Annotated in this window: 41 protein-coding genes and 1 pseudogene; all 42 read left to right on the plus strand. The window is 34.9% G+C overall.

The window, feature by feature from the left end:
* Position 1 precedes the first annotated feature (1 nt).
* The gene (locus tag SH09_RS13240) at positions 2–199 is read left to right on the plus strand and encodes a hypothetical protein (RefSeq protein WP_042740101.1); all 198 of its coding nucleotides are present in this window, start codon (positions 2–4) and stop codon (positions 197–199) included.
* Positions 199–543: an SA1788 family PVL leukocidin-associated protein gene (locus SH09_RS13245; RefSeq protein WP_052495460.1), complete on the plus strand. Its 345-nt coding sequence runs from the start codon at positions 199–201 to the stop codon at positions 541–543. Before SH09_RS13240 ends, SH09_RS13245 begins: the two co-directional genes overlap by 1 nt.
* Complete coding sequence (locus SH09_RS17500) at positions 544–1,164, plus strand: DUF3310 domain-containing protein (protein WP_371861069.1); 621 nt, start codon at positions 544–546, stop codon at positions 1,162–1,164.
* On the plus strand, positions 1,165–1,470 hold the full coding sequence (locus SH09_RS13255) for a DUF1140 family protein (RefSeq protein ID WP_042740102.1): 306 nt from the start codon (positions 1,165–1,167) through the stop codon (positions 1,468–1,470).
* Positions 1,471–1,526: 56 nt separating this feature from the next.
* The gene (locus tag SH09_RS16650; RefSeq protein ID WP_158001736.1) at positions 1,527–1,667 is read left to right on the plus strand and encodes a hypothetical protein; all 141 of its coding nucleotides are present in this window, start codon (positions 1,527–1,529) and stop codon (positions 1,665–1,667) included.
* On the plus strand, positions 1,660–1,953 hold the full coding sequence (locus SH09_RS13265; protein ID WP_042740104.1) for a hypothetical protein: 294 nt from the start codon (positions 1,660–1,662) through the stop codon (positions 1,951–1,953). The genes SH09_RS16650 and SH09_RS13265 overlap by 8 nt, the downstream gene beginning before the upstream one ends.
* A complete protein-coding gene (locus tag SH09_RS15850; RefSeq protein WP_052495461.1) occupies positions 1,950–2,324 on the plus strand; it encodes a hypothetical protein in 375 nt (124 codons plus the stop codon). Before SH09_RS13265 ends, SH09_RS15850 begins: the two co-directional genes overlap by 4 nt.
* Positions 2,325–2,570 (plus strand): hypothetical protein, encoded by a 246-nt coding sequence (locus tag SH09_RS13275; protein ID WP_042740105.1) that lies wholly within the window; start codon positions 2,325–2,327, stop codon positions 2,568–2,570.
* Positions 2,567–3,073 (plus strand): hypothetical protein, encoded by a 507-nt coding sequence (locus tag SH09_RS13280; protein ID WP_042740106.1) that lies wholly within the window; start codon positions 2,567–2,569, stop codon positions 3,071–3,073. The genes SH09_RS13275 and SH09_RS13280 overlap by 4 nt, the downstream gene beginning before the upstream one ends.
* A complete protein-coding gene (locus tag SH09_RS13285; RefSeq protein WP_042740107.1) occupies positions 3,066–3,326 on the plus strand; it encodes a hypothetical protein in 261 nt (86 codons plus the stop codon). Before SH09_RS13280 ends, SH09_RS13285 begins: the two co-directional genes overlap by 8 nt.
* A 13-nt stretch (positions 3,327–3,339) precedes the next feature.
* Positions 3,340–3,642 (plus strand): hypothetical protein, encoded by a 303-nt coding sequence (locus SH09_RS13290; protein ID WP_052495462.1) that lies wholly within the window; start codon positions 3,340–3,342, stop codon positions 3,640–3,642.
* Positions 3,643–3,792 (plus strand): hypothetical protein, encoded by a 150-nt coding sequence (locus SH09_RS16655; RefSeq protein WP_158001737.1) that lies wholly within the window; start codon positions 3,643–3,645, stop codon positions 3,790–3,792.
* The gene (locus SH09_RS13295; RefSeq protein ID WP_042740108.1) at positions 3,785–4,357 is read left to right on the plus strand and encodes a dUTPase; all 573 of its coding nucleotides are present in this window, start codon (positions 3,785–3,787) and stop codon (positions 4,355–4,357) included. Before SH09_RS16655 ends, SH09_RS13295 begins: the two co-directional genes overlap by 8 nt.
* Positions 4,358–4,409: 52 nt before the next feature.
* Positions 4,410–4,586: a hypothetical protein gene (locus SH09_RS16900; protein WP_042740109.1), complete on the plus strand. Its 177-nt coding sequence runs from the start codon at positions 4,410–4,412 to the stop codon at positions 4,584–4,586.
* 4 nt (positions 4,587–4,590) lie between these two features.
* Positions 4,591–4,821 carry a DUF1381 domain-containing protein gene (locus tag SH09_RS13305; protein WP_042740110.1) on the plus strand — a complete coding sequence of 77 codons (231 nt, stop codon included), beginning with the start codon at positions 4,591–4,593 and terminating at the stop codon, positions 4,819–4,821.
* Complete coding sequence (locus SH09_RS13310; protein WP_042740111.1) at positions 4,822–5,130, plus strand: hypothetical protein; 309 nt, start codon at positions 4,822–4,824, stop codon at positions 5,128–5,130.
* 232 nt (positions 5,131–5,362) lie between these two features.
* Entirely contained in the window at positions 5,363–5,524 is a 162-nt protein-coding gene (gene rinB / locus SH09_RS13320) for a transcriptional activator RinB (protein ID WP_042740113.1), read from the plus strand.
* Between the two features lie 5 nt (positions 5,525–5,529).
* On the plus strand, positions 5,530–5,670 hold the full coding sequence (locus SH09_RS17505; RefSeq protein ID WP_371663749.1) for a hypothetical protein: 141 nt from the start codon (positions 5,530–5,532) through the stop codon (positions 5,668–5,670).
* Between the two features lie 14 nt (positions 5,671–5,684).
* Positions 5,685–5,879 (plus strand): hypothetical protein, encoded by a 195-nt coding sequence (locus SH09_RS13325; RefSeq protein ID WP_042740114.1) that lies wholly within the window; start codon positions 5,685–5,687, stop codon positions 5,877–5,879.
* A gap of 1 nt (position 5,880) precedes the next feature.
* Positions 5,881–6,084: a hypothetical protein gene (locus tag SH09_RS13330; RefSeq protein WP_042740115.1), complete on the plus strand. Its 204-nt coding sequence runs from the start codon at positions 5,881–5,883 to the stop codon at positions 6,082–6,084.
* A gap of 13 nt (positions 6,085–6,097) precedes the next feature.
* Positions 6,098–6,514, plus strand: a complete 417-nt coding sequence (locus SH09_RS13335; protein WP_042740116.1) for a RinA family phage transcriptional regulator — start codon at positions 6,098–6,100, stop codon at positions 6,512–6,514.
* A 615-nt stretch (positions 6,515–7,129) separates the two neighbouring features.
* Complete coding sequence (locus SH09_RS13340; RefSeq protein WP_042740117.1) at positions 7,130–7,534, plus strand: HNH endonuclease; 405 nt, start codon at positions 7,130–7,132, stop codon at positions 7,532–7,534.
* 277 nt (positions 7,535–7,811) lie between these two features.
* The gene (locus SH09_RS13345) at positions 7,812–8,273 is read left to right on the plus strand and encodes a phage terminase small subunit P27 family (RefSeq protein WP_235307531.1); all 462 of its coding nucleotides are present in this window, start codon (positions 7,812–7,814) and stop codon (positions 8,271–8,273) included.
* The gene (locus SH09_RS13350) at positions 8,274–9,977 is read left to right on the plus strand and encodes a terminase large subunit (RefSeq protein ID WP_042740118.1); all 1,704 of its coding nucleotides are present in this window, start codon (positions 8,274–8,276) and stop codon (positions 9,975–9,977) included. It begins immediately after the preceding gene.
* Positions 9,978–10,082: 105 nt separating this feature from the next.
* Positions 10,083–10,277 carry a hypothetical protein gene (locus SH09_RS13355; protein WP_042740119.1) on the plus strand — a complete coding sequence of 65 codons (195 nt, stop codon included), beginning with the start codon at positions 10,083–10,085 and terminating at the stop codon, positions 10,275–10,277.
* A gap of 34 nt (positions 10,278–10,311) precedes the next feature.
* Complete coding sequence (locus SH09_RS13360) at positions 10,312–11,565, plus strand: phage portal protein (protein WP_052495463.1); 1,254 nt, start codon at positions 10,312–10,314, stop codon at positions 11,563–11,565.
* On the plus strand, positions 11,549–12,166 hold the full coding sequence (locus tag SH09_RS13365; protein ID WP_371663745.1) for an HK97 family phage prohead protease: 618 nt from the start codon (positions 11,549–11,551) through the stop codon (positions 12,164–12,166). Before SH09_RS13360 ends, SH09_RS13365 begins: the two co-directional genes overlap by 17 nt.
* Before the next feature lie 35 nt (positions 12,167–12,201).
* A complete protein-coding gene (locus tag SH09_RS13370) occupies positions 12,202–13,398 on the plus strand; it encodes a phage major capsid protein (RefSeq protein WP_082039241.1) in 1,197 nt (398 codons plus the stop codon).
* Between the two features lie 22 nt (positions 13,399–13,420).
* Positions 13,421–13,720: a head-tail connector protein gene (locus tag SH09_RS13375; RefSeq protein ID WP_042740120.1), complete on the plus strand. Its 300-nt coding sequence runs from the start codon at positions 13,421–13,423 to the stop codon at positions 13,718–13,720.
* Positions 13,710–14,042: a hypothetical protein gene (locus SH09_RS13380; protein ID WP_042740121.1), complete on the plus strand. Its 333-nt coding sequence runs from the start codon at positions 13,710–13,712 to the stop codon at positions 14,040–14,042. Before SH09_RS13375 ends, SH09_RS13380 begins: the two co-directional genes overlap by 11 nt.
* Positions 14,033–14,428: a hypothetical protein gene (locus tag SH09_RS13385; protein WP_042740122.1), complete on the plus strand. Its 396-nt coding sequence runs from the start codon at positions 14,033–14,035 to the stop codon at positions 14,426–14,428. Before SH09_RS13380 ends, SH09_RS13385 begins: the two co-directional genes overlap by 10 nt.
* Positions 14,425–14,841 carry a hypothetical protein gene (locus tag SH09_RS13390; RefSeq protein ID WP_042740123.1) on the plus strand — a complete coding sequence of 139 codons (417 nt, stop codon included), beginning with the start codon at positions 14,425–14,427 and terminating at the stop codon, positions 14,839–14,841. The genes SH09_RS13385 and SH09_RS13390 overlap by 4 nt, the downstream gene beginning before the upstream one ends.
* The gene (locus SH09_RS13395) at positions 14,838–15,461 is read left to right on the plus strand and encodes a major tail protein (protein WP_119198952.1); all 624 of its coding nucleotides are present in this window, start codon (positions 14,838–14,840) and stop codon (positions 15,459–15,461) included. Before SH09_RS13390 ends, SH09_RS13395 begins: the two co-directional genes overlap by 4 nt.
* A 16-nt stretch (positions 15,462–15,477) precedes the next feature.
* Positions 15,478–15,660, plus strand: a complete 183-nt coding sequence (locus SH09_RS13400; RefSeq protein WP_042740125.1) for a hypothetical protein — start codon at positions 15,478–15,480, stop codon at positions 15,658–15,660.
* Positions 15,661–15,734: 74 nt separating this feature from the next.
* The gene (gene gpG, locus SH09_RS13405; protein WP_052495464.1) at positions 15,735–16,055 is read left to right on the plus strand and encodes a phage tail assembly chaperone G; all 321 of its coding nucleotides are present in this window, start codon (positions 15,735–15,737) and stop codon (positions 16,053–16,055) included.
* Positions 16,056–16,071: 16 nt separating this feature from the next.
* Positions 16,072–16,392, plus strand: a pseudogene (gpG, locus tag SH09_RS17510) (phage tail assembly chaperone G); the annotation flags it as partial.
* A 69-nt stretch (positions 16,393–16,461) separates the two neighbouring features.
* Complete coding sequence (gene gpGT, locus SH09_RS17515) at positions 16,462–16,590, plus strand: phage tail assembly chaperone GT (RefSeq protein ID WP_371663751.1); 129 nt, start codon at positions 16,462–16,464, stop codon at positions 16,588–16,590.
* 138 nt (positions 16,591–16,728) lie between these two features.
* Positions 16,729–21,624, plus strand: coding sequence for a phage tail tape measure protein (locus tag SH09_RS17380; RefSeq protein ID WP_052495465.1), 4,896 nt, complete (start codon positions 16,729–16,731; stop codon positions 21,622–21,624).
* Positions 21,625–21,634: 10 nt separating this feature from the next.
* Positions 21,635–22,465, plus strand: coding sequence for a phage tail domain-containing protein (locus SH09_RS13420; protein WP_042740127.1), 831 nt, complete (start codon positions 21,635–21,637; stop codon positions 22,463–22,465).
* A gap of 9 nt (positions 22,466–22,474) precedes the next feature.
* Entirely contained in the window at positions 22,475–24,010 is a 1,536-nt protein-coding gene (locus SH09_RS13425) for a prophage endopeptidase tail family protein (RefSeq protein WP_042740128.1), read from the plus strand.
* Positions 24,003–24,461, plus strand: coding sequence for a hypothetical protein (locus tag SH09_RS13430; protein ID WP_042740129.1), 459 nt, complete (start codon positions 24,003–24,005; stop codon positions 24,459–24,461). Before SH09_RS13425 ends, SH09_RS13430 begins: the two co-directional genes overlap by 8 nt.
* 16 nt (positions 24,462–24,477) lie before the next feature.
* Positions 24,478–25,892, plus strand: a 1,415-nt coding sequence (locus tag SH09_RS13435; protein ID WP_042740130.1) for a glycosyl hydrolase family 28-related protein, incomplete at its 3' end; no start/stop codon positions are given.

Here is a 25,892-nt window from a genome sequence, read left to right on the forward strand (position 1 = left end):
GATGAAAATGGAAACAATCACAGTCAGATATGACGCAACATTTGAACGACAAGTGGAAATACCTGTGTATGATCATAACGAAAATAGAGACTTAACTGAATATATTGAGCAGGACATGGAGAAACACAAAAACGATTATCTAGACGGACAATTTATTGAATTCGACAAAGTAAAAATTATGGATTGGAGATATAGCTAATGGAAAATGCAATGAGAATAAAAGATAAGGTTTATGAAATTCCAGACGAATACATCGAACAAGCAAAAATTAACGGTATTTCTAAAGCCCTTATACGTATGAGAATTAGATACGGCTGGACGCTTAAAGAGGCGTGCTTTGTACCTCGCGACATGAAGGTAGCTGATTTCAGATATATGGAAAAAATGAAAAAGAAAGTTGAAGAAGATAGAAATAGATTCATAGAAGAAAAGAGAAGAAGAGACCGCCCATGGTTATACGATGGAACACCGCAAGTCCATAAACGTAACAAGTGGTGTGTGTATCTGATGGAAAACGACATTTTCCCAAAGGCGGTGCATTAAATGAAAATCAGAGACTTGAACAAAGGTGAATATATCATTGTGTATGACTTAGGTAAGAGTGAATATAGCGAAGGGATAACAGTTGTAGGTAAAGTCATTGAATTAGAGTTTGATGACGATGATAAGAATAAGGCAGTGATTGATTCGGTCGGTAATCTATACACAGTTACAGATGAAAACTATTTTGATAATTGGGAGCAGCATATGAAGGACATAACGGAGAGTGTGAGTATACCTAAACCTGGTCAGAGATTTAATTTTAATAACGAGGATTGGGAGCCGAATAATAGATATAGACTACAAACAGCTGCTAATAAGTGGTTAGAAAGCGCCCGAAAAAGAGGTCTTGAAGAATTAAAAATAAAAGCACGTAAATCTGTTGATTTACAACAACGTAAACGACAAGACACAGTCAATCACCCATCACATTATAACTATGGCGAGATAGAAGTGATTGATTTTATAGAACAGGTCGCACAGCACTATAACCCTAAAGTAGCTTACCACATTGGCAATGCTATTAAGTACCTTGCACGTAGTCCACACAAGAATGGTAAAGAAGATGTGGCTAAAGCTAAATGGTATATCGAGCGTGCGTTTGAGAATTGGGATGTGAAGTAAATGACACCTAATGACATACTACTAAAAAATTCAGACTTAATTGTTAAATCATTATTCCAAAGAGCTGATAGAACATATAAGCAATTCTTAAAGTATAGCAACACAAGTTATAACGCAGAAGTTGGTACAAGTAGATATTGGAAAGCAGTAGCTGGTACTGAACAGACGCAGAGAGAAATAAAAGGATTAATTGAACAACTTAAAGCAATGGACGAATATACACAGTGGAGTGAGAAATTGCATCAAGACAGATATAAGTTTGTCGAGAAGTACGACATTGTAATGGAGAAATATAAACTGTCATGATCCTATCCGACACGATAAATATTAGATACAAATATAACACTTGTGGGATGAACACGGTGGAAATGGCACAGTTATTAAAATATTATGGATTTCGAGGATTCTTAAAGTCTGTAAACGCACGCAGCTTTATTGTAGCAGTGTTGCCAGAGGATAAAGAACATAACATGAAAGTAATGGAGGGGTTAAGGAATGAATGAACAATGGAATAAAATAAAAAAGTTAAAAGAGCATCCAATTGCTAAAAATAAAAATCTAGAAGCTATTTATATTACAGAAGATAATGTCGAGGAAATCCAAAGACAAACAGAAGCATTTTCGGTTTTTAGTAATAGCACATTACTTACTGGGGTTATGCGTTTTCAAAAATACCCAGTGTGGATGATTTGTATTAATCCTAAGAGTTCTAAAAACAATCAATACATTTTCGAAAGAGATGCAATATTCAATAAGTATTTTGAAATAGTTGGAGGGGTTAAGGAATGAAAATCAAAACTAAGAAACAACTAAACTTACCACAGTTGATTGAATACGCGTGGGAGAACGGGATAAAAGGTGAAACATTCTATGCTCGTGAGACTGGAATGGAAAACGTGCATTTTAACACTTCGGGTCGTGCAGAATTTAGTAGTGTACATCAATTTAGTTCAGATGACTACTTCACAGTCGAAGTAGCGGATGAAATTACGGAAGATACAGAGTTTCAAAATATAGTTGAAGTAACCACAGACGACTTATTTGCCACTTGGGAAGATGCAAGTATTAGTACATGGAAAAGTGAATACAGTAAAGAATTTCACGCATACATTGATGGAGAGTTTAAATGTATTTGGCGTGACGGAAAGCTGGTGGAGTAGATGAGAGGTATAGACGATATAAAACAGGTGACTGATAAAGACGAGTTTATCAATATTCTAGCTATTGAATACGCAAGCAACATAGAGCAAATAGCTGATGAATGGTGTGGCACTGGTGAATGTTTTGATGACGCTATGCAATCGGCAAGTGATGTAATTTACAAAGCGTATGAGTTAACAGGTGTTGTGATTGATACAGAAGAATATTGTTTGGAACGTTTCTTAAAAAGAAGTGATGGCGAGTGAGAAAAACAAAGAGTCCGAAAATAAAGATGGTTTCTAAAGCATTAGCTCAAAGAATAGACAAACAATGCAAACAATACAAAGCAGAACGCGACACACTCATTGATGATATAGCAGTGTTGAGAGCAAATGAAAAGAGGTTGGAACAGATAAGAGATATTAAAGATAGTGCTTTAAAAGGTGCGGACATTAAAATCAAAGCGTTGGAACGGGAGAATGAAAAGTTAAAAAGAGAAAATAGACGAAAATATTATAGCGTAAATGAAAGAAATAAATACTACCAAGAATTATGGAACAAAACCGAAGAATATAGAACTAGAGCAGAGAATGCTATGGAACTTGCAGAGCGTGCTAATTGTGAAGTATTGAGGTTAGAAGTAGTGGAATCTAACTACAACGCCCTCACACAACACATTCGCCAAAAAGCAGAGGCTAATCCGAATGTAGATAGATATATTGCGTTGGTTAACTATATTGATAGGTTGGAGCGTGGAGAAGATGACTAAAGGATTTAAGAAAGAATATGATTATCAACGTTTAACAAATGTATTGTTCAAATTAGAGAAACATATAAGAAAACATAACGATGTGCGATTAGGTGAAGCAATCTATTTTAGATACCAATATTATGATCTAGAAAATAATACTTATAAGTTATCTAACAAAGAATTAAAGCACTTAATAAGTATATTAAAAGACTGGGGATACGTCGTTAAGCGTAGGAAGAAATACGGATATATCATTATAGATAAGTATTAAGGAGCGTGATTAGATGGCGTATGAGTATGAGAAAGACATTCCAGGGTTTTTAGAAGGTATAGAATCTGAACACCCACTTGACCTTAGTAAAGAGATTAAAGAGGTTCAAGAAGTCTATCGCAAAGCTAAGGCGTGGAATACACTAAAAGAAATATTAATGAAAGAATATCCAGAGGTTTCACATTTAGCTCATGTATCTAATGGAGAAGGGGAACGAGGAGAAATGAGTAAACACGGAGAAGTATTAGAACACATGGATAAACTAGACGGTACAAACGAATTTAGCAACTTACTAAGCGATTTGGGGGACGAGTAAATGGCTTTAGATACGGAAGATAAAGTAAAAGAATTCATTAAGAATAACGACTTACCAGTAGATGACCATTTCGGAGAAGTTTCAAATGGTAAACCGGAACATTTTAATGAGTTTTTAAAAATAATATCGGGGGACAAACAAAATGACTAACACAATTACGGTAGATCAATTGAAAGAGTTGCTGCAAATACAAAAGGATTTTGACGATAGAATACCAACTAAGAATTCAGAAGACACACATAAAGCATATGTAGTTGAGTTTTTCGAATGGTACAACACAATTGAGCCTTTCAAGAACTGGAAACAGAATAAAGGTAAAGCTAGAGAGCAACAACTTGATGAATTAAGTGACATGATGGCATTTGCATTAAGCGATTGGTTAATGGAAGTCAATTGTGAGGGAATATTTGTAAGTAATATCCCATCAGAAAGTGAATTGCACCATGTGGTTGGAGATATATTGGATATGGCTAAAAAGCGTGATTCAGCTATAGGATTTTGTGAACAAGAAAATATTGAACATAAGCATACATTTGACAAATATGAAATAGGAGATATTTTACACAGATTAAAGTATGTAAGTATCAAATACGTTTTCCAAATAGCAATGGAATACTATACGCTTTCAGAACTAATACAAGCATACAAAAAGAAAATGGAGCGTAATCATGCAAGGCAAGATGGAACAGCAGACACAGACAAAGGATACGTGTAAGAAAGACATATTACAAAAAGTTAAAGAGTTACTTAATAAGGAGTGAGTGTGGATGATAGGTCTGATTAAAGGGATTACAGATACATTCAGTATGAGTGAATGGAATGTACTATGGGTCGATGATGAAGGTAAGTCGTATAAAGAATACTTTTATTGGAAAACAGAAGCAAGAGAATTCTATAACCGTTTGCCATATATGAATAAGAAAATGGAAAGAGTGAGTTGGTGATTATATGCAATACCTAATACGCACATTAACAGATTCAACCGGCACACCTTTCACTCACGTTACCAAAGCTAGAGAGAACGAAACTTTTACTGTTGTTGAGGCAGAGAGCAAGGAAGAGGCTTTGGAGAGAGTGAAGAAACCTAAAGGACTATTGAATTATGTACCTTCTGAATTTAACAACAACCCAATTAGTATGGCATTAAAAGCTAGCATATATAGAAAGAGCAGTGAGTGAATGGAAGATTTAATAATAGGAACAATGTTCATTGTTACTGTCATTTGCTACACCGTGTATAAGATAGATTGTAACCATGTGAAGAAAAATAAACATGGTATAAAAGAACACAAAGTACCAACAAGTGATGAATTAAAAGCGTTATTGGAACAGAATGCAAAGAATAATTATCCTACTGGCGGATTACGAAAACAGTCTGAACACGGGAAAGCACTGATACCACCAGGAACTAGAACAATTGAATATGAACCTTTTACTGAGGAAGAAAAAGAATCGTTATTCGGTAAAGATTATAAGAAAGGACAGTGAGTGAATGAGAATAAACACTGACAAAGAGAAACTTGAAATAAACTTTGATAATGACATACTTATAACTGATAAATTAAGGATAACAAATAACAAGAATATTGAAGGGAAAAAAACTTACGTAAGAACATGTAATTTATTTCAATTTAAAATCAAAAAGTGGTATCTAAGAAATATTAGACATAATTTAACCAGTACTTATAGATTAATAAAATTGTATTGGGGAGTTAAGTAAATGGAATCAATATTTAAAACAGTACTTATATTAACTGTGTATGAGTTAAGCAAATATGTTACAGAGCAAGTGATTATTAGATTACAATCAAATGATGATGTGGATGCTCCTAGAGATTTCAGTATATATGATCATATACATTTAAATGAGGTGAGTAAATAATGTGGATGATAGCAGCAATAGTATTAGGACTAATAGCACTTATATCAATCATATCGAATAGTATAAAGAGTGATTTGATATCAACGCTTAGATATGAGAACGCGTACTTAAAGAATTATATTCAGGCATATATTGATAAGAAGTAACTGGAGGGTCACTTATGTATTTAATAATGGTTAACGAGAAATACTTTATATATAGAACATATACGTACTCCGGAAAACCTGAATATAGAATGATTGATAATTTTGATATAGCAACAAAGTTTAAAAATTATGAAGATGCTAAGGAAATAGCATGTATATATGGTGGGGTAATAGTAAAAATAAGATTAGAAGTTGTAAGGAGTTTTTAATATGTATGTAGTAATGTTAAATAATCAATCTTTTGTAAATGTTAAGAGTTCAAGAGCAACTTTTGCAGCTTTTCATTATGGACCTATGAATGATTATTTTTTAACAACTAAAATGACAGAGGCGACATTTTTCGAAAATTATGAAGAAGCTAAAGTGTTAGCAGATGAATTATTAAGCTATGTAGTAAGAGTTGATAAACAGTAATTGGAGGTATTGGATGCAAACATTAGAACGTCATGATATCAAGAAGCTTGAAGGGTACATCAAAAACATAAAACACTACCGTAAAGAATTAAGGTTCAGAGGGTATGAGTTATTAGAGAACCATGATCCTGAGAATATCGGTTCAAGTAAATCAAATATACCAGGCAACCCAATTGAACGTGAGACATTGAAGAAGTTTAGTGATAAGAAATATAACGCCTTGGACAATATTGTATCTAGTGTTGATAAGTTATTGGATAACGTGAGTGATGAAACCTTTGAGATAATGAAACTCAAGTATTGGAATGAAGATGGCGAGGAATACACATGGGATGATATAGCTGATGAATTTTTTATCAGTAGACGTACACTTGGTAGACGACGTGACAAGTGGTTAATGATGTTGGCAGATTACATGGCGTATTATTAAAAACGCACATTAGGAGTGTTGATGGGCGCTATTGTACGTGATAATATGATAAAGTAAGAAGATTGCATATAACAATGTATGATATTTGGTTATATAAAGAATACTATATTAAACAAGCTGGTTGAAACATTTACCAGCATGTCCTGAGTACACAAAACTTATGTACTGACCTAGGCAGTATTCATAGGCTATCTGAGTTACAGGTTGGAAGATAGCACATACATATTAAGGCACATCCATTGCGGGTGTGTCTTTTTATATGCACGTATTCATACGCCACAAAGATAAGGACACACATTAATACAGTAGGCTTATGAGGTGGACGGTGAATAGGTGCGTTATATAGGTGTAGGGTTATTGACCGTATAGTTATATCCTACTACCTAATAGCTTACCACTATAAGACCCAATCAGTTTAAGAGATAGATGTGGGTAACACATATACATTGAATGGTAAGAACACAACATAACATATCTTTGTAGTTCATCGATAGAACATTGTGATGTTCATTGTTAATACAATCTTTTGTTCTATCTTTGATAACAAAGTAATAAACAAATATGATGAAAGATTATTTAAATGTTATTGAGTAATGAAATGATTGTATTTGTTATATGAAAGAAGTGAATACAATTCCATTAAAGAAATGTAATAAAGTTAATTGTAATAAGTTGATTGACTTCAAAGAAAGTTATTGTGATGAACATAGACATTTAAAGAATGAATACAAAAAGAATTATGATTCATTAAGATATGAAAGAGATAAAATGTTTGTGAGATTCTACAATAGTAAACAATGGAAAGACACAAGACGAACAGTGATGTTTCGTGATGACAACTTATGCCAAAACTGCTTGCGTAATGGCTTGTACACCAAAGCTAATGTGGTAGATCACGTTATAGAAGTGAAAGACGATTACGATAAGAGATTAGATACAGATAACCTAGAAGCATTGTGTCATGAGTGTCATAATAACAAGACAATTAGAGAGAAGAAAAGAAGAGCTGGTGAAGGTTGAGAGAGTGAGTAGAATGTATGCTCATGAATACGTTGCAACTAACTGCTAGGTACGAATTGGCTGGGAAGAATTGTGGTAGGGTATAGAATAAAATTTTAAAATTTATTATAACTATTTGAATTGTATAAAAAAATTATTTAAAAGGGGTAGAATTTTATACGGCTCGTCTTGAAGTGGGACTAATACCGACCCGATACTCTTCCTTGAGCCGAATTCTAATAAAAAATATAAAATTGCGGGAAATTTAAATAAAAAATCTATTGAAGGGGGTTAAAACGTGGGAAGAAATATGAAAATGCTAGAAGAAAGTAAAGGAAATCTGACGCGAGAACAACAAGAGAATAAGAGAAACGCGGAAAAGGCATTGAATGACCTACAGGAATTAGAAAATAAGCCCCCTGATTGGTTAGATGCTACCGCGAAAGAAGAATTTAACCGAATATATCCACTATTACAAGAGTTACCAGTTAAAAGTATAGACTTAGCCCTTGTATCCTCATATTGCCAAGCTTATTCAGACCATCAAAGAGCAAGCATCGAATTAAGAAGTGGTGAAACAGTAACATTCACTGAACGAGGTTCAAAAGTTAACCCTTGGCACAGGGTTAAAGTTGATTCATTTAATATTATGAACAGTATTGCTCCAAAACTTGGTATGTCTATTGATTCGCGTATGAAAATCTTCACTCCTAAAGCTGCTAACCAAAAAGCTGATGATCCTGTTGAGGAATTTTTCTAAATGACTATTGATAGAACAACAGATTATGCACGTAAAGTCGTAAGTGGCGAGATTTTAGCGAGTAAGAAGAATATACAGTCTTGTGAGAGGCATTTGAAAGACATGAACTTGAAAGTTTTGAATTATCACTTTGATGTGGAGAAAGCAAATAAGGTTATTCGGTTTATAGAAGTTTTACCAGTCCCTAAAACAATGAAACGAATGGAGCTTAAACAATTTCAATGTTTTATCATAGGTTCATTATTCGGTTGGGTGGATGATTTAGGAAATAGACGGTTTACAAAAGCGTATATAAGCATGGCACGTAAAAATGGTAAGACATTACTCCTTGCTGGTATTGCAATGCATGATTTATTGCTTGGAAAAGAACCTAAATTCGAAAGAACAATAGGTGTCGTATCTCATACACAGAAACAAGCAACGTTAGCTTGGGGCGATGCTCATATTCAATTGGAATCATTAAGAAAAGTATCTGATAAAACTAAATCAATGACTAAGATAACGCCAAGTATTCATGAGTTGAAGAATACCAATGATAGAAGTGTTATAAAAGCGTTTAGTCGTGAGGCTAACAACCTCGAGGGTGAACAAATTAGTACTGGAATTATAGACGAGGCTCATTTATTGACTGATACAAAAGTGTATAACGGTATAAGACGTGGCCAAACGCTTTTGAAGAATCCTAGTTTGTACTATATAAGTACAGCAGGAGAAGATTTAACAGTTCCATTCTTTGAAGAATATCAATATGTTACTAAGGTATTGAATGGCGAGGAACAAAATGAAAACTATTTTATTTTCTGTGCCGAACAAGATTCAGAGGATGAAATACATCACCCTGAAACATGGATTAAATCAAATCCTTTACTTGAAGATGATGAAATAGCAGAAACAATCGTTGGAAACTTACAAAGAGAAGTAGCTGAGGAAATATCTAAAGGCGAAATAAACTCCTTGTTAGTGAAATCATTCAATCTGTGGCGTCAAGCAAGTAAAGACACGTATATACAATCACATGATTGGCAAGAAGGTTATACAAGTGCTGAATTGGATATAAAAGGTCGAGATGTTTACATTGGCGTCGACTTATCGCGTAGCGAGGATTTGACCGCATTAAGTTTCATTTATCCGTTGGACGATAAAAAATATTTCGTCGATTCACACGTGTTTGTTGGTTTCAAGAAAGATATTAAAGAAAAATCTAAGAGGGATAAAATAGATTATGAAAAATTAGTGCGAACCGATAAAGCAACATTAACAAGTGCTGAATCCGGGATTATAGATCCTGAACAAGTTGTTAATTGGTTAATAGATTTCATAAATGAAAATAAACTTAATGTTAAAGCGATATGTTATGACCCTTGGGAATCTAGTTACTTTGTGACTAAGATGGAAAAAGAAACAGGGCACCCGTTGATAGAGGTCCCGCAGAACTATAAACATATTGGACCGGTATTAAAACAATTTAGATTAGATGTTTTTGAAAAACGAATCAAACATAACAACAATCCAAACTTAAATCTTGCGATTGCTAATGCGATTACTAAGACAGACAACAATAATATGATGATTTTAGATAAGAAAATAAATAGACAAAAGATAGATGCACTTGTGAGTTTGATAACTGGTTATAGTCAAGCGATGGGATATGAATTTGAATCAGATTTACAAGATTATATACTATCCGATGATTTCGGATTCTAGGAGGAAATTTATATGAAAAACAATCTTATAAAACTGTACTTCCTTAAAGATAAAGTGATGATAATTCACTCTGATGGTAGAAAAGAATATAAGGAGAAAAAATAAATGAACACACTAAAACTCATTGGAGCAGCGCTTATCAATAATTTGATTCCGTTGCTTTTTTTAATTGGATTAGCATTACTAAACGTTGCTAGTTATGTTCAATGGGGACTTGTGACAGGTCTTATTGTAACAGGTGCAACGTTAATAACAATTGCAATAATTCTCGTGGTGGAAAAACCGCAACCGCCACAATAAAAATTCAAGCGTGGAATGGGGTGTTTAAAAACTAATGGGAATATTTTATGAAACTAGAAGTAAGTTGCCACCTGTAGAGAGTGATGACGCTTTGCTAAGCGCATTTCCATCGACTTCAATACCAATTTCATTGATGGGTTATAACGAGTACAAAGCGCTTAGAAATAGCGACTTGTGGACGGCAGTAACATTGCTAAGTCGAGATATCGCAAAGCTTGATATAAGGGTGAAGAATAACGGAGTATATAAAGACAAAGATAGACTTGAATTGTTGTTAAACAAAACACCTAATCCTTATATGAATGGTTACATGTTGAAGTACATTGTAATGATGAACGCACTGCTTACTGGTCATGGTTATATTTATGTCGAAAGAACAGCAGGTCAACCTTCTGAATTAACACACGTCGCTACAAGCAGAGTTAATTTAAAAAAAGATAACAAAGGTGAATATTATTACGAGGTCTCACAAGATAATGATTCTATTGAAGTAAAATTCGAGGATATGATTGATATCAAACCGTTTACGTTAGACGGAATCAATGCATTGAAAGTCTTAAATGCTATTGAAGAAGATATGGAAACTCAAAGATTTACCAAAAACTTTTTCACTAAATTCTTTGCTAATGGTGGTCAAAACTCGGGTCTATTAAAAGTAAAAGACGGTAAATTGAACCAAAAAGCTAGAAACAAATTACGTGATGAATTTTCGAAAGCGAATGCAGGAGAAGATAACGCTGGTAAGGTACTTGTACTTGATTCAACGTTAGATTACGAGCAATTGGAAATTGATAGCTCGTTATTAGACGTTATTAACAAGAATCAAACACCAACTAAAGCGATTGCTAAGGCGTTTCAAATACCATTATCTAAATTCGGTATTGAATTGAGTAATACATCATTAAAAGATGTAAATAATGATTATCTAACTAACTGTTTAGGTGGATATATGAAAACCATTGAAGCAGAGCTCAATTTTAAACTCGTATCAGATAAAGATCAGTACACAAAAGAATTTAAATTTGATAGTAGTTCATTCCGTATGATTGATTGGGATAGTTATGTTGAAACACTTAACAGTCAATTGGAAAAAGGCGCTATCACACACGATGAATACCGATATGACATCGGTAGACAACCGTTTCCTGACGGTATGGGTACTGTACCGCGCTTTGACCTTAACCATATTAGTGCAAATGTAGCAGATGATTATCAATTAAGAAAAACTTCTACCAATAATCAAGCACCTAACCCTGACGCATCAGAAAGGGGTGAGAAAATTGAATAATATTGAACTTCGTTCTACAGAAACAATCAAAGCAGTTGATAATGAAAAGATGATTGTTGAAGGGTATGCTTTACGATTTAACACACTATCTAATGATTTAGGTGGGTTTGTTGAGACTATAAGCCCACAAGCATTAGAAAGTGCCGATTTGTCAGATGTTAGATGTTTAATTGACCATGATCCTAGTAAGGTTTTAGGTCGTACTACATCGGAGACATTAAGCCTAAAAGTGGATGATGAGGGGTTATACTTCCGTTGTCAATTACCTGATACATCCTATAGTCGTGATTTATATGAAAATATCCGACTTGGGAACATTAATCAATGTAGCTTTGGTTTTATTCTTGATGAAGATGGTGACACACTCGAAAGAAGAGAAGATGGTTTGTTCAAACGAACGTTACGAAAAATCAAATCTCTATTCGACGTATCAGTCGTGACGTATCCGGCATACAACGATACGGATGTTGCCCCTGCTTTAAGAAGTATTGAAGCCATCAAGGAGCAAGAAAAAGAAGAACTTCGCAAACGTGAGCAAGAAGAAAAAAGAAAGCAAACTAAATTATTAAAAATGCAATTAGATCTACTTAATTTGAAGTAGGTCTATTTTTTATGTGCAAAATTGGAGGTTTTTAAATGGAAGATATTAAAGAGTTACGCGCTTTACGTGCTGAACAAGTTGAAAATGCTGAAAAAGCTATCGCGGAAGAAAAACCGGATGAGGCAAAAAATGCGTTAGAACAAATCAAAGAATTAGATGAACGAATTTCTAAAGTAGAAGCAGACGTTAAAAATTTAAAAGGTGATGACAAAGATTTAGATCCTGATAAATCAGCACCCGAGGGGAAACCGGAATTTAATTCACAAACACAAGAAGGAGAAACGAGAATGAGTAAAATCAAACCTGAAATCAACACAGCAGTTGATGAGAAGAAAGATGCATATGTAAGAGGATTGGCTGAATACATTACTTCTAAAGGTAATACACGCGCAAGCGTTAAGTCTGATGATGTTGGTGTTATTATTCCTGAAGCTATTTCATATATTGCAGAGCATGAAATTAAAACTGTACAGGATTTATCTACACTGGTTACTAAAACATCAGTTAAAAATCCTGCGGGGAAACATCCTATTGTTTTACGTGCAACTGCTAAATTCTCAACTGTTGAAGAATTGAAAGAAAATCCTGAATTAGCAGCACCAGAATTCAAAGAAATTGGTTGGGAAGTACAAACTTATCGTGGTGCTATTCCATTGTCAGAAGAAGCAATCATGGATAGTGCTGATAACTTAATTCAATTAGTTTCAACTAATATTCAAGAACAAAAAATCAATACGTTAAATGAAAAAATCGGCGGAGTATTAAAATCATTTCCTGCTAAAAGTATCAAAGGTGTGAATGATTTAAAACACCTTATTAATGTTGATTTAGACCCTGCATATGACCGACAAATTATTTGTACGCAATCATTCTATCAACAATTAGATACTTTAGTTGATGGTAATGGTCGTTATTTATTACAAGATTCAATCATCAATACTGCTGGTAACAGAGTATTAGGTATGAATGTAACTGTGGTACGTGATGATTTACTTGGCGCTCAAGGAGAAGCTAAAGCGTTTATCGGTGATGTTAAACGTGGCGTGTTCTTTGCTGACCGTTCAGACGTTTCTCTATCTTGGGAACAACACAATATTTATGGTCGTTATTTAATGGGTGCTTTCCGTTTCGACGTAAAACAAGCAGATGCTAATGCTGGTTTCTTTGTAACTGCAGATTTTTCTGACGCACCTGCAGAAGCGCCAGCTGGAACAACTCCTGAGGGAGCTTAATAAATAAAGGGGTGAGTAATGAATGACATTAGAACAATTAAAGTTGCATATGCATGTCACTCACTCGATGGAAGATCCTTTGATAGAAATGTACATGAGGTGGGCAGAATCAGAAATAAAAGATTCTGTCTATCCTGATGACGATACAAGAAATGAAGAATTTTTCAAAGACAATTCGATTTTTGAACGCGGTGTATTCTTGCTTACTTCCCATTATTTCCAAAACCGATACGCATATTCAGACATTGATTATCACGATGTTCCGGATGGTGTGCTTGGTGCCATACAGAAATTGAGAGGGGCTTATCCGTATGAGAGTTGACGCAATGAAAGACTTTGTCACTTTCTATAACAATAATAATGATAGTCCTTATCCCGGTATGGGTGGAAAAGACAAAGTATTTGAATCATGGGGAGAAATTTACGAACCATCTACAAAAGATGTTCAATTAAATAGTTTAGAAACATCTACAGTCAATGTGACGTTGATTATACGAAATGCTTTTCCTGAATATGTTCCTAAAGAGTATCACACTTTTGTTGTTGAAACCGGTATGTATCAAGGTACTGAGTTCAACATTAAGAATGTGGCGCCGAAAGATGAAACAACTATTAAGATAGTAGGTTCGAAAATATGGGCGTAAAAATCGAAGGATTAGAACTTATAGAGAAAGACATTCAGAAAAGGTACAGTCGTTCAAGTATGAATAAAGCAGAGAAACGAGCAATACAAGCTGGTGGGAACTTTATTCGGAATAAAATAGCAACGTCACTTAATCAAGTGAGGGATACTGGCGAACTCGCAATCGGTACTGACCTAAAAGACCCGAATAAGGTTGGGGCAGAAATGATAGGTAATATTTATTGGCGTGGTAACCATAGCACTTTAGCTTATATCAACGAACATGGTCATCATTTGAAAAACGGTAAGTTTTTTAGACCAAGAGGTGCAGGGCTTGTAAACACAGCATTGAGATATAACAGCGATAAATATTACAACATCATCAAAAGGGAGATGGATAAGGCATGACAGACATTTTGATAAAAATACAAGATGCGCTCATGAATGACGAACTCATCTCCAAACATTTTGAACGAAGGAATATCAAGTTTTTTGTCTATCCTAATGCAAACGACATTATTAGTAATGTAATTGTGATAGATGAAATTTTTAGTCCTTCGAGGTCAGACTTTGCAGATAATAACCCACTCACATACGACTACTTATTTCAAATAGATGTGTTTGTAAAACAAAAGAATAACAACGTTAACGGCTCCTTACTTAGTAGGGAGCTTATTTTACGTGTTTCAAAAATCATGTGGCAAGAGTTGGGTTTTGGTGAGTTTAACTCATTCAAACCTGAATATAATCAAGATTTTAATTTATACCAAGCTTCTAAACAGTTTAGAGGCAAAAAATATATAGATGAGGGGCTTTTATAATGGCAAAATCATACAATTCATTTACAGGACTTAAAGGGTTCAAATATAAAGTACATGGCAAAGAGCAAGAAGTTACGTCAGTCGAAAATATCGACTATTTACAAGAGATTTCAGTGTCTAAAGAACAATCAATCGAAAAAGCATACGGTGATAATACAGTAGCAGAGATGGCAGTATCTAACGGAACGATTGAAGTTGAATCAACTTTCCACCACTTACCATTAGAGGATAGAGTTAAGCTATTTGGTCTATTACAAGACGAAGATGGTGCAGTTTACGTTGGAGATGATACGCCACCATACGTTTCAGTTATTTTTGAGAAAACGACTGAATCAGGTGCAATTGAATATGTTGGATTACCTAAAGGTTTATTCACATTCCCTGAGGTTGAAGGTAAAACAAAAGAGGATGGTGTTGAGTTCTCTCAAGACCAATCTAAAGCAGAATTTATGCCTACTGATATTCCAGGTGTAGAAGGTAAAAAAGCGATGATCTTAGGACGAGATGAAAAAGGTTCTACTAAGATGCGTGATGCTATATACAAAAAAGTGTTTGGTGTTGATTATCCTGGTACTCAAACAGAAGATAGTACAACAGAAGAACAACCTGCAGGCGCATAATTGAAGGAGGCTAACCATGAGTAAAAAGAAATTTACAGTGTTACATGCTTTCACAGATTTACAAGACAAAGACAAGGTTTATAACGTGGGAGATTCGTTCCCTAAACCTGCAAATAAAAAGGTTTCTGAGAAACGAATTGAAGAATTGAGCACTGATAAGAACAAACAAGGCAAAGCATTAATCCAAGAAGTTGAATAGTAAATCATAAGGGGTTCCCAAAATAGGGTGCCCCTTTTCTCATAACAAAAATTAAGTAAAAGAGGTAAATAATTATGACAACAAAATTAAAACAAATGAGTATTGAATTAGTAACAAATGTTAATGAAGATGGAACTGTTGAAACACAAGAGTATAAAACACCTACATTTATTCCATTTAGTAAATTGATGAAAGCTACTAAAAAACTTGAAGCTTTAGAAGACAAATCAGAAATGGAAGCAATGGATGAAATGTTTGAAGTTATCTGCGATTTATACAACAACCAATTTACTGTTGAACAATTAACAGACGGTTTGCACGCTCCTGACGCAGTTAGAATTATTCAAGAAAACATTGAATTTATCTCAACTGGTGAAATTCCTAAAAACGAATAAAGCGAGTGATTGAAAGATGAAAAGTAACACTATAGAAATTGTTACTGAGTTTGATTCATCGGGTGAACCTTCAAAGTGGGAAACATTCAACACTCGTCCCTCTTTGAAACTCTCCCTAGTATACGAATGTGTGTCATTTCTTTCATCTTCAACAAATATCACGAGTACAAATGAATTAAATCAGTTACTTGATCTAGTTGTGAGGATATATGACGAGCAATTCACCAAGTCAACACTTATCGATGGTCTGCCACTGGAAAATGCAATTAACTACCTGTTCGAACAGGTGCTTTTTGTTGCTAGTGGTAAGGGAATCGATGAGAAAGTGACTAATTCAGAGGCGAAAAAGCAAACTGTTAATAGTTGGGAAGATTACAAAAATAATCTTAAAGCTACAATTCAAGACATGGTTAAAGAAGGCGGTCAAAGCGTTAACGACGTTTTAGACATGCCTTTTTATTTTGTGTTTGATGAGTTGAATGGTGAAGCTAAGAAGAAAACTCACAAGGATAGTATGTTAGACGCCTTTATGTAATTAGAAAGGGGTGAAATTATGGAAAAGGATAGCATTATTGATGCTTTTCAAACTGCACCTACTAATTACAAGTGTGAATCAATCATTGATGCGTTTCTAATTTGATAACGATAGCACATTAAAAAGGTAGGTGAGGAAATGGCAGAAGAACAAGTGAGAAGTATGCGAGTAGAATTGTCCATGCGTGATATGGGAGTTGAAAGAACAACTAATCAGATTATGACTTCATTTAGAAATATGAAATCTGAAATGATGAACTCTACCCGTATGTTCAATAGAGCTGAAAAGTCTAGTCAATCGTATAATAATCAATTGAGAAACTTGCGTATTACAAATGCAAATCTCAAAAAAGAATTAGAGGCTGCAGTTAGAGCAGAAGCCAAAATGGTTAAGCAACACGGAGAAAATAGTTCACAAGCATTAAAAGCGAGTGCTAATGTATCTAAATTAAAAGAAGAAATTGATTACTTAGGACGAGAAATAGACAAAACAAGCGCTGACATGCGTGAATACAACCTTTCGCAAGAAAAGCTGGCTAAAGCAAACAGTACACCTTTTGGTAGAATGACACAACAATTAAAAGGAATATCTCCGAAATTAAAAAGTGTTGGCGCAGGTATGAAAAATGTCGGTCAAAGCATGTCAATGTATGTGACGGCACCTGTTACACTTGGATTTGGCGCTGCAATCAAGAAATCGGCAGACTTTGGCGGAGAAATGTCAAAAGTTGGTGCAATTGCTGGTGCGAGTGGTAAAGAATTAAGTGCCATGAAAGACCAAGCAATCGATTTGGGGGCTAAAACATCACTAAGTGCTTCTGAAGTTGCTTCAGGTATGAAAGAGATGGCTTCATTAGGCTTTACTGCTAAGCAAACAATGGATGCAATTCCGGGCGCAATCAGTGCTGCAGAAGCATCGGGTGCGGATTTAGCTACGACTACAGGAGTTATGGCTTCCACAATTAATCAATTTAATTTGAAAGCGAGCGATTCAGGTCATATTGCTGATGTATTAGCAGTAGCAGCAAATAAATCAGCTGCGGACATTAATTTCATGGGAGATGCAATGAAATACGCAGGTACTCCGGCGCATACGTTAGGTATGTCTATGGAAGACACTTCTGCAGCGATTATGGTTATGTCCGATGCAGGTCTGAAAGGTGAGCAAGCAGGTACAACGTTACGTGCTTCACTAACTAGATTAGCAAGTCCAACAGGAAACGCTAAAAAAGCAATGGAGAGCATGGGAATTACACTAACTGATACGCAAGGTAAGTTTGTAGGTATGCCAAAATTGATTGGTCAATTTAAAGATGGATTAAAAGGTATGACGAAAGAACAAAAACTTGCTACAGTGTCACAAATCGTTGGGCAAGAATCAGCTAGTGGTTTCTTAGCCATGATAAACGCTGGACCGAGTAAGATTGACAAATACAGTCAGTCGCTAAAAAACTCAAACGGTGAAAGTGGTAAAGCAGCCAAAAAGATGAAAGACAATTTAAAAGGATCTCTCGAACAACTTGGAGGAGCATTTGAATCTTTAGCGATTAGTATCGGAGATTCTTTCGCTCCAGCCATTCGTGTATTAGCTGATTGGGTTTCTAAAATTGTTGAAGCTTTTAACAATGCACCACAACCTGTGAAAGTATTTGTAGGTGTTCTAGCATTGATTGCTGCAGCAATTGGTCCAGTGTTAGTTGGCCTTGGAGCATTGGTTGCAAGTTTAGGAGCTATTGCTGGAAGTGCAACTGCAATGAGTATAATCGGTGGTGTGTTCGCTGCATTAACAAGTCCGGTGACATTAATCATTGCCGCGATTGTTGCCCTTGGCGCTGCTTTTGTTGTAGCTTATAAAAAATCGGAGACATTCAGAAATATAGTCAACACTGCTTTTTCAGGAATTGTCAACGGTGCTAAATTACTTTGGTCAGGTGTAATGGCAGTACTTCGACCAATCGGTGCTGCATTTGCTCAATTTGGTGGAGAAATCAGAAAATCTATAGGTAGTTTTTGGGCAGAGAATGGTCCGCAATTTATGCAAGCGATGGCGAATATTAAAACTGGTTTTTCTGTTATGTGGCAAGTAGTTAAACCGATAATCATGGCAATTGGCGCAGTTTTTAAAGCTGTGTTTGGTGCAATCGTTGCAACCGTACAATTTTTCATGCCTGTAATTCAAGGTTTATTCCGTGCCGGTTGGGCAATCATCAAATATATTATTATTTCAACGTGGGAAGCAATTAAAGGTGTTATAAGCGGAGCGCTCAAAGTAATAATGGGTGTTATCCAAATATTCTCCGGATTATTTACTGGTAATTTCAAATTAATGTGGCAAGGTGTAAAGAACATATTCTTTGGTGCTCTGCAGTTTATTTGGAATTTAGTCCAACTCTGGTTTGTAGGTAAAATATTCGGTGTGTTCAAGTTAGGTCTTGGGTTAATCAAAGGTATTGTATCTAAATCAATGGGTGGAATTAAAGCAGTCTTCAGTTGGGCTATAGGCGGAATATGGAATATCGTCAAAGCTGGATTCACTAAAACAAGTAGTTTTACGCGTTCTATTTTCAACGGACTATGGAAGTTTATTAAGGCGGTTTGGTCGAACATCAAGCTTGCAGTAACTAATCCAGTTGCATTGATAAGAAAGATAGTACCTAACACATTCCGAACAATGTCTAATGTAGTAAGAGCAATTTTTAATGGTTTGAAAAAAGCTATTTCTGTAATTTGGCGAACGCTTAAAACAGTAGTAGTCAATGTTGCCAAGGCGTTATCTAATGCATTGAGAGGAAATTTCTCAGGTATGAGAAAGAATCTACAAAATATAACCAATGCTTTGAAAAATATGGTTATCAAATTGTGGAGAATCTTAAAGAATACAGTAATCAGTGTAGCCAAATCATTATGGAATGGTGTTAAAGGAATTTTCAAATCTCTTTACAATACTGCTAAGAATATCACTCAGAACCTGAGAGACGCAGTAGTTAAGAAATGGCGTAACCTCAAAAAATCAGTTGTTGATCTAGCCACTGGAGCTAAAGACGGTGTTGTTAAAGGTTTCAAAGCAATGTACAACAAAGGTAAAGAATGGCTTGAAAAACTTAAAGAATTCATTGGCAACGCAAAAGCTGGTTTTAAAAAGGTTGCTACTAATCTTGGTAAGAGTGTAGCAAATGGGGCTATCTCAGGTCTTAATGCAATGATTGATGGTATCAATACATTGTCTGATAAGATTATGAATAAGAAACTTATCAAGAAAAAGATTCCTAAGTTATCAACTGGTACAGGTGCTAACCCACTTGTCAAAACAGATAGTCAAGGAAGATTGACACGTTCTACTAAAGCAGTAGTAAATGATAAAGGTATCGGTAATGCTCGTGGTCCAGGTGGTCACAAAGAACTTATCCGTCGCAGAAATGGTCGTATTCAACAACTAGCTGGTAGTAATCGCCGTGTTACATTGCGTAAAGGCGATGCGGTTTATAACGGTGCTCAATCTAAAATGTTAAGACCTCACTTATCTACAGGTACAGGCGGTATGTTCGATATTCTTGGTGGTGGTAAAAAACCGAAGAAAGAAAAACATGAAAAACATAACGATGTAGTTACAAGTGCCAAAGATAAATTAGGAGATTTATGGAATACTGGTAAAAAAGCAGTAAGTACTGGCATAGAATCAGCTAAAAGTTTAGCAAGTTCTTTCGGTAAGAAGATTGGCGATGTAATGGAATATGCTACTAAACCTGGAAAGCTAGTTGAAATGGCTCTTAAACACTTTGGTGTAGATTTTTCTAATATCAAAGGTGAAGCAATGGGTGGAACAATCAACTGGGCTTACGATAGCTTGAAAAACGGTATTAAAAATTTAGTTAGTGGATGGTTTGCAGAATTAGATGGTGGCGATGGTGACGGTGGATATATTAAGTATTTAGATAATATTACCACGCCATACAGTCCAAACGGTCCGCCTCCAGGGTATGCATTCTCATGGCCGCACCCGGGTATTGATTTACCTTATATATATGAACCAGTTTATTCAACGATTAGCGGTAAAGCATATACAAAAGAAATGCCAAAAGGTTTTGGTCATTACATTCAAGTTAAAGGTGGAGCACTTGATGTAATATACGGTCATCTTAGCAAATGGCTTGTTAAAAACGGTCAAAAAGTTCAACCAGGTACAAAACTGGGTATTTCAGGGAATACAGGTGCAAGTACAGGTCCTCACTTGCATTATGAGATGCATAAAAACGGAAAACCTATAGACCCTGTTAAATGGTTGAAATCACATAGTGGTGGCGGTAAGAAATCACCTTCTAAATGGATACCTGATATTAAGCGTGCCGCTAAACAGATGAAAGTCAAATTGTCAGGTGGAGATATCGACAACATTGTGTCATTGATTCAACACGAATCAGGTGGAGACGCTGGTGTTACGCAACATGGTTATACTGATATAAACACTGGTGGTAATGAAGCACAAGGTTTACTTCAATATGTTAAAGGAACATTTAAGAACTACGCTATGAAAGGTCATACAAATATCAAATCAGGATATGACCAATTATTGGCATTCTTTAATAATAAGTATTGGAGAAGTCAATTCAATCCAAACGGCGGTTGGTCTCCTTCTGGACCTCGTAGATTTGCTACTGGTGGCATAATCAACAGTAACGGTTTATATAACCTTGCAGAAGATGGTCACCCTGAGGTAGTCGTACCACTTGACCCGGCACGTGCAACAGATGCTATGAAACTTATTTCGTATGCACAAAGTAAAGTCAATCCCGGTAAGAATAAACGACCAAACCAAGTATCAAATAGTTATGGTAAAACTGGTTATGATAATAGTACAGAGTTGAATTTAATGGCTCAACAATTAGAAGCAACAAGAGAACAAAACAATCTACTAATGCAATTGTTAGGACTAACACAAGACATTAAAGACCAACCTAAAGGTTATAGTGAAAGAGATATTTCACGAGACCAAGGTAAGCGTACAATCATGCAAGCTTATGCAGCAGGTTCATTATAAAGGGGGCTAGATGTTGGAAAAAACGGTAAGAATGTTTAATAACAATTTTGAAACTGTTTTAACCGATATCCCCAATCTTACTTTTTTAGATTTTGACGAAGAAGATGTACAAATCAAAACAGAAACGACAGAAGTTACAGGACTGGACGGAGTGCTCATGGGAGCGTCTTCATTCAGTCCTTTTAAATTAACTTTACGTTTTTTCTATAGAGGTTTGGACACTAAAGACTATAATCTATTAAAACAAAGATTAAGAGGGATAATATACAGACGTGAACCATATTATGTTGTACATTCAGATATGCCAGGTAAGAAATACGCAGTTGTTCCTGTAAGTAATGGTATTACTGATGTTGGAGATAGATATGGAACATTTGAAATAGAGTTCAGTGTTTATAAAGGGTATTCAGAATCATTATTGAGCACAAAAAGTTTTTCACTTTCTAAACCGGATAAGTGGCAGTTTGAAAATGGTCACTATGCTCAAGATGTTAAATATAAATTTAATTCAACAGGTTGTAATGTGTTTAATGGATCAAGTGACATTATCAATCCAATCATGCGTCATTATTTAAAAATCACTGTCAAAGTTGACGCTCCAAAAGGTATCACTATAAAAAATAATACGACAGGTGATGAGTTCATATATAAAGTGGCATTAAGTAAAAGTAAACCACTTATACTTGATGGTGTTCATCCAATTGTTGACAAAAAACGTGTAGGTGTAAACACTAACTATCAATGGTTAACACTTGCACCTGGATATAACGATATTGAGATATTAGGTGAAAAGATATCAAACCCTTCTGTAGAATTTGATTTTAACTTCATATATAGGTAGGTGAATAGAGTGGAAAACTTAATATTAAAAAATAAAGTAGGCACCTTTGGTGAAATCGTAACTGATTTTGACTTAGGTTCTTTTAAATATGAATATTCAAAGAACGATGATCGCTCTATTTCACTCACTTTGGTTAAAACAAATACAACAGAAGATATCTTTAATATGGCAACGAATGAAAACATTTTAAATTACAATGGTCAAGATTATGTAATTAAAAGTACGAGTATCAAGTATGATGGCGGGACTGTTACTAATGAAATTCAAGCTAAACATGTATTTATGGATATACAAGGTCATTATATTGAAAAAGATGAAGCGAATGAATCAACAGGTGAAGATGATAAGAGTACACCTAAATATTCATTGAAAGAGTATTTGGATATTATCTTTAAAGACAATGTTCTAGGTTTCACTTATGAAATTGTCGGTGAATTTAAAGATAAAAAACCAGTATCTGAGGCGAGCGGTAAAAATGGATTAGAAATGATTACAAGTGGTGCTGAAATATTTGATTATATCTACTATGCGGACAATAAAAAGATATATTTCTACGCTGAGAAAAGCTTTTACGAGCGTTCAGATGAGGTTCTCGTGTATAAGTATAACACCAATGAAGCTCAGGCGTCTGTATCAACCACTGAATTAAAGACTTATATCAAAGGTTTTGGAAAAAAGTACACTGATAAAGAGACCAAAAACTATAGTGCCAAGAAACCTGGTGATTTGTCTTATTCAGGCAAGTTTGTTAAGGAAGGTACTTGGTATACAGAGGAAATTGGAGCGAGTTACACAGGAACTGTTGAATGTAAGTTTGGTAGTGAGGAAATCACTTGGACATTAAAGAAAATGTCTAAAGGCGGTATGCTTGATGTTTATTTAGATGGTGAAAAAGTTGGAACTTATGATTGTTATAGTAAAACCGCAAAGAGTGAAAAAATCACATTATTAAAGAAAGCTTCTAAAGGAGCGCACACTGTCAAAGCTATTTTCCGAGGTCCCAAGAAAGGTATAGATTACAAAAAAACAAATCCTAGAATGTATGTTGCCACTGAGAAATCAGTGGTTTTATCATGTACTGCTACTTTAAGTGGTAACGATCAGTACAAAACGTATACAGAATATAAATCACCTAACTATGAATTGTTTGGTCATATTCAAGCACCAAGTGTTTATGATGAAAATATTACTGAGGAATCAGAAATGTTAGAGACTCTGAAATCTCAATTATCTGATGAGCCGGTTGTTGAACTATCTACGCATTATTTAGGTAATGAAGATATCAAAGATAACAATACGATTCGGTTTGTACATGAGCCTTTAAGATTTAACTTGGATTTGAAAGTCGTTAAAACGACACGCTCACATCCTTTGACTTATCAACCTGTAGAAGTTGAATTTAACAATGCTAAAACAGACATCGTACAAATACAACAAAAGATGATGAGAGATATAAAAAACAACAATAAATCGGGTTCAGGGGTTTCATTTGCGTTACCTGAAAATTATACCGATATAGTGGGAGTGACTACACTAGATGATTAGTTATAACAATAGATATTGTCGTGATAACTCGGGTGAAATCTACTTACCTAAAACTAGCACGGATAATATTTTAGATTTAGATACTTTGACTAAAGGTACAACAGAATGGATTGAGTTCACTCCTTTAGAAGGAGTTCCTAATACAGCATTTAAAGAATCAGGAGATGGCGGGTTTAATTGTTCATATAGAATCTTTGAATTGTTTGGTTTAAAAATCAAAACAATAAGAATCAATTTATCTAAAATAAAAGATTATATGACAATTGCAAATTTACCATCAGATTTAACACAAGAAGCTCATTCTTGGTATATCAGAACGCCAAACACTCATTTACCAGTAATTATCTCTTTAAGACCTAGTGGGAAATTATCACTAGTTTTGAATAAAGCAGACACAACTCCATGGAGTGATACTGATTATATATATGGGACATATACGTGGATTGAATAGAAAAGGAGATAAAAATATGAAATTATATTTTGATTTACCTATAGAATTAGGGCAAGAATTTAGATATAAAACTATTGAAAATTTCAAGAGTATTTATAATTTCTATAAGTACATTAAAGATGATTTAGCGTATCATCGCACAGAAGAAAAGCACGCGCACCATGCAAGACAAATTGATTACGAAAATGTAAGTGTTGAAACTTTTCTTAATTATTTAAATGCAAAAGTAAGGAAATTAGTTATTGGTCATAATGGTGATGGGATAAATGAATTAAAAGATAGTAGGGTAGCGGTCGATGGTACACCATTCAATGTATTGTCTGACCGTTTATTTTATGATTTTACACGTATTGAGAAAAAACTTGATGAGAATTACGAGAAGTTAAACAAAAAGATTGAACGCATTGTTAATGTGAACGATTACGGTGCAGACCCAACAGGAGAAACAAACTCTGACGAAGCATTTAAAAAAGCATTAGGTTCGGGTAATGTTCATGTTCATATGACGGCGGGAACATACAAAATTAAGAATGGTATTAAGTTGCCGAGTAGGTCTATTCTTTCGGGTGAAGGTAAAGGTATTACCATTATTAAACTTGCAGATGACGCACCGAGAGAAACATTGGCAGTCACAAATAAAGATATGGACGGCACAGCTGAATATATTGGTACAAAAGGTTATTCAGTGGACGGCAACAAAGCAAGATTTGATGAAAAGAATGTGAGTCAGGGTATTCAATTCAATTATCCAGCACCTAGTGGTGGTTCGTTATCATCTAACGTTAGATTTGCAGGCGTTAAGTATGGTTATATCGAAGATATTAAATCGATTGATGCTTTATTACATGGGTTCGATATTACTTATGCTAGTGACGATTACTATTACGGTGGTGACGGCGCAAGGGTTAATGAGGAATTAGAAAGTAAATTCATTCGTATTAATAATTGTGAATCAGTTGGCCATGGTGATGATGGTTTTACAACACATCATAGTAGATTTATCAATATTACAAATAATGTATCGCATGACCCCAAAAATTATCATGGTAATAGTAATGGTTTTGAATATGATGACGGTTCGCAAAATGTATTCTCTTCAAATAACATCTCATACAATAACCAATGTGGTATTGAAATTAAAGCACATGAAACTTCATCTGCAGCGTCTATGATTGTGGTTGATGGACACATTTCACATAAAGACAATCGTTCCTATGTGGTAAGACACATTGGACATCATAGAGCAACAACTGACCCTAAATCTAAAACGGCAAAAGATGTCACGTTTTCAAATATTGTCTCACTATTTCCATATAAAAACGAAGTATATCCAGGTTGGACACCTAGAGCCCTTTCAATCAGTGCTTACACAAATGTATCGGTCAATAACTTTACTGCTATTGGTGATGGTACATTTGATTCAACTAGTCC

The organism is Staphylococcus gallinarum, assembly GCF_000875895.1.
Taxonomy (GTDB): domain Bacteria; phylum Bacillota; class Bacilli; order Staphylococcales; family Staphylococcaceae; genus Staphylococcus; species Staphylococcus gallinarum.

Coding starts and splice junctions, on each gene's coding strand:
- SH09_RS13275 (WP_042740105.1), top strand. CDS start 2,325: ATGAGAGGTATAGACGATATAAAACAGGTGACTGATAAAGACGAGTTT.
- SH09_RS13360 (WP_052495463.1), top strand. CDS start 10,312: ATGGGAATATTTTATGAAACTAGAAGTAAGTTGCCACCTGTAGAGAGT.
- gpGT (WP_371663751.1), top strand. CDS start 16,462: ATGGTTAAAGAAGGCGGTCAAAGCGTTAACGACGTTTTAGACATGCCT.
- SH09_RS13385 (WP_042740122.1), top strand. CDS start 14,033: ATGGGCGTAAAAATCGAAGGATTAGAACTTATAGAGAAAGACATTCAG.
- SH09_RS17380 (WP_052495465.1), top strand. CDS start 16,729: ATGGCAGAAGAACAAGTGAGAAGTATGCGAGTAGAATTGTCCATGCGT.
- SH09_RS13325 (WP_042740114.1), top strand. CDS start 5,685: ATGTATTTAATAATGGTTAACGAGAAATACTTTATATATAGAACATAT.
- SH09_RS13430 (WP_042740129.1), top strand. CDS start 24,003: ATGATTAGTTATAACAATAGATATTGTCGTGATAACTCGGGTGAAATC.
- SH09_RS17500 (WP_371861069.1), top strand. CDS start 544: ATGAAAATCAGAGACTTGAACAAAGGTGAATATATCATTGTGTATGAC.
- SH09_RS13420 (WP_042740127.1), top strand. CDS start 21,635: ATGTTGGAAAAAACGGTAAGAATGTTTAATAACAATTTTGAAACTGTT.
- SH09_RS15850 (WP_052495461.1), top strand. CDS start 1,950: ATGAAAATCAAAACTAAGAAACAACTAAACTTACCACAGTTGATTGAA.
- SH09_RS13355 (WP_042740119.1), top strand. CDS start 10,083: ATGAACACACTAAAACTCATTGGAGCAGCGCTTATCAATAATTTGATT.
- SH09_RS13380 (WP_042740121.1), top strand. CDS start 13,710: ATGAGAGTTGACGCAATGAAAGACTTTGTCACTTTCTATAACAATAAT.
- SH09_RS13255 (WP_042740102.1), top strand. CDS start 1,165: ATGACACCTAATGACATACTACTAAAAAATTCAGACTTAATTGTTAAA.
- SH09_RS13295 (WP_042740108.1), top strand. CDS start 3,785: ATGACTAACACAATTACGGTAGATCAATTGAAAGAGTTGCTGCAAATA.
- SH09_RS13305 (WP_042740110.1), top strand. CDS start 4,591: ATGCAATACCTAATACGCACATTAACAGATTCAACCGGCACACCTTTC.
- SH09_RS13330 (WP_042740115.1), top strand. CDS start 5,881: ATGTATGTAGTAATGTTAAATAATCAATCTTTTGTAAATGTTAAGAGT.
- SH09_RS13310 (WP_042740111.1), top strand. CDS start 4,822: ATGGAAGATTTAATAATAGGAACAATGTTCATTGTTACTGTCATTTGC.
- SH09_RS13245 (WP_052495460.1), top strand. CDS start 199: ATGGAAAATGCAATGAGAATAAAAGATAAGGTTTATGAAATTCCAGAC.
- SH09_RS13335 (WP_042740116.1), top strand. CDS start 6,098: ATGCAAACATTAGAACGTCATGATATCAAGAAGCTTGAAGGGTACATC.
- SH09_RS13390 (WP_042740123.1), top strand. CDS start 14,425: ATGACAGACATTTTGATAAAAATACAAGATGCGCTCATGAATGACGAA.
- SH09_RS16655 (WP_158001737.1), top strand. CDS start 3,643: ATGGCTTTAGATACGGAAGATAAAGTAAAAGAATTCATTAAGAATAAC.
- SH09_RS13290 (WP_052495462.1), top strand. CDS start 3,340: ATGGCGTATGAGTATGAGAAAGACATTCCAGGGTTTTTAGAAGGTATA.
- SH09_RS17505 (WP_371663749.1), top strand. CDS start 5,530: ATGATAGCAGCAATAGTATTAGGACTAATAGCACTTATATCAATCATA.
- SH09_RS13340 (WP_042740117.1), top strand. CDS start 7,130: ATGAAAGAAGTGAATACAATTCCATTAAAGAAATGTAATAAAGTTAAT.
- gpG (WP_052495464.1), top strand. CDS start 15,735: ATGACAACAAAATTAAAACAAATGAGTATTGAATTAGTAACAAATGTT.
- SH09_RS13285 (WP_042740107.1), top strand. CDS start 3,066: ATGACTAAAGGATTTAAGAAAGAATATGATTATCAACGTTTAACAAAT.
- SH09_RS13265 (WP_042740104.1), top strand. CDS start 1,660: ATGAATGAACAATGGAATAAAATAAAAAAGTTAAAAGAGCATCCAATT.
- SH09_RS13375 (WP_042740120.1), top strand. CDS start 13,421: ATGACATTAGAACAATTAAAGTTGCATATGCATGTCACTCACTCGATG.
- SH09_RS16900 (WP_042740109.1), top strand. CDS start 4,410: ATGATAGGTCTGATTAAAGGGATTACAGATACATTCAGTATGAGTGAA.
- SH09_RS13400 (WP_042740125.1), top strand. CDS start 15,478: ATGAGTAAAAAGAAATTTACAGTGTTACATGCTTTCACAGATTTACAA.
- SH09_RS13240 (WP_042740101.1), top strand. CDS start 2: ATGAAAATGGAAACAATCACAGTCAGATATGACGCAACATTTGAACGA.
- SH09_RS13350 (WP_042740118.1), top strand. CDS start 8,274: ATGACTATTGATAGAACAACAGATTATGCACGTAAAGTCGTAAGTGGC.
- SH09_RS13370 (WP_082039241.1), top strand. CDS start 12,202: ATGGAAGATATTAAAGAGTTACGCGCTTTACGTGCTGAACAAGTTGAA.
- rinB (WP_042740113.1), top strand. CDS start 5,363: ATGGAATCAATATTTAAAACAGTACTTATATTAACTGTGTATGAGTTA.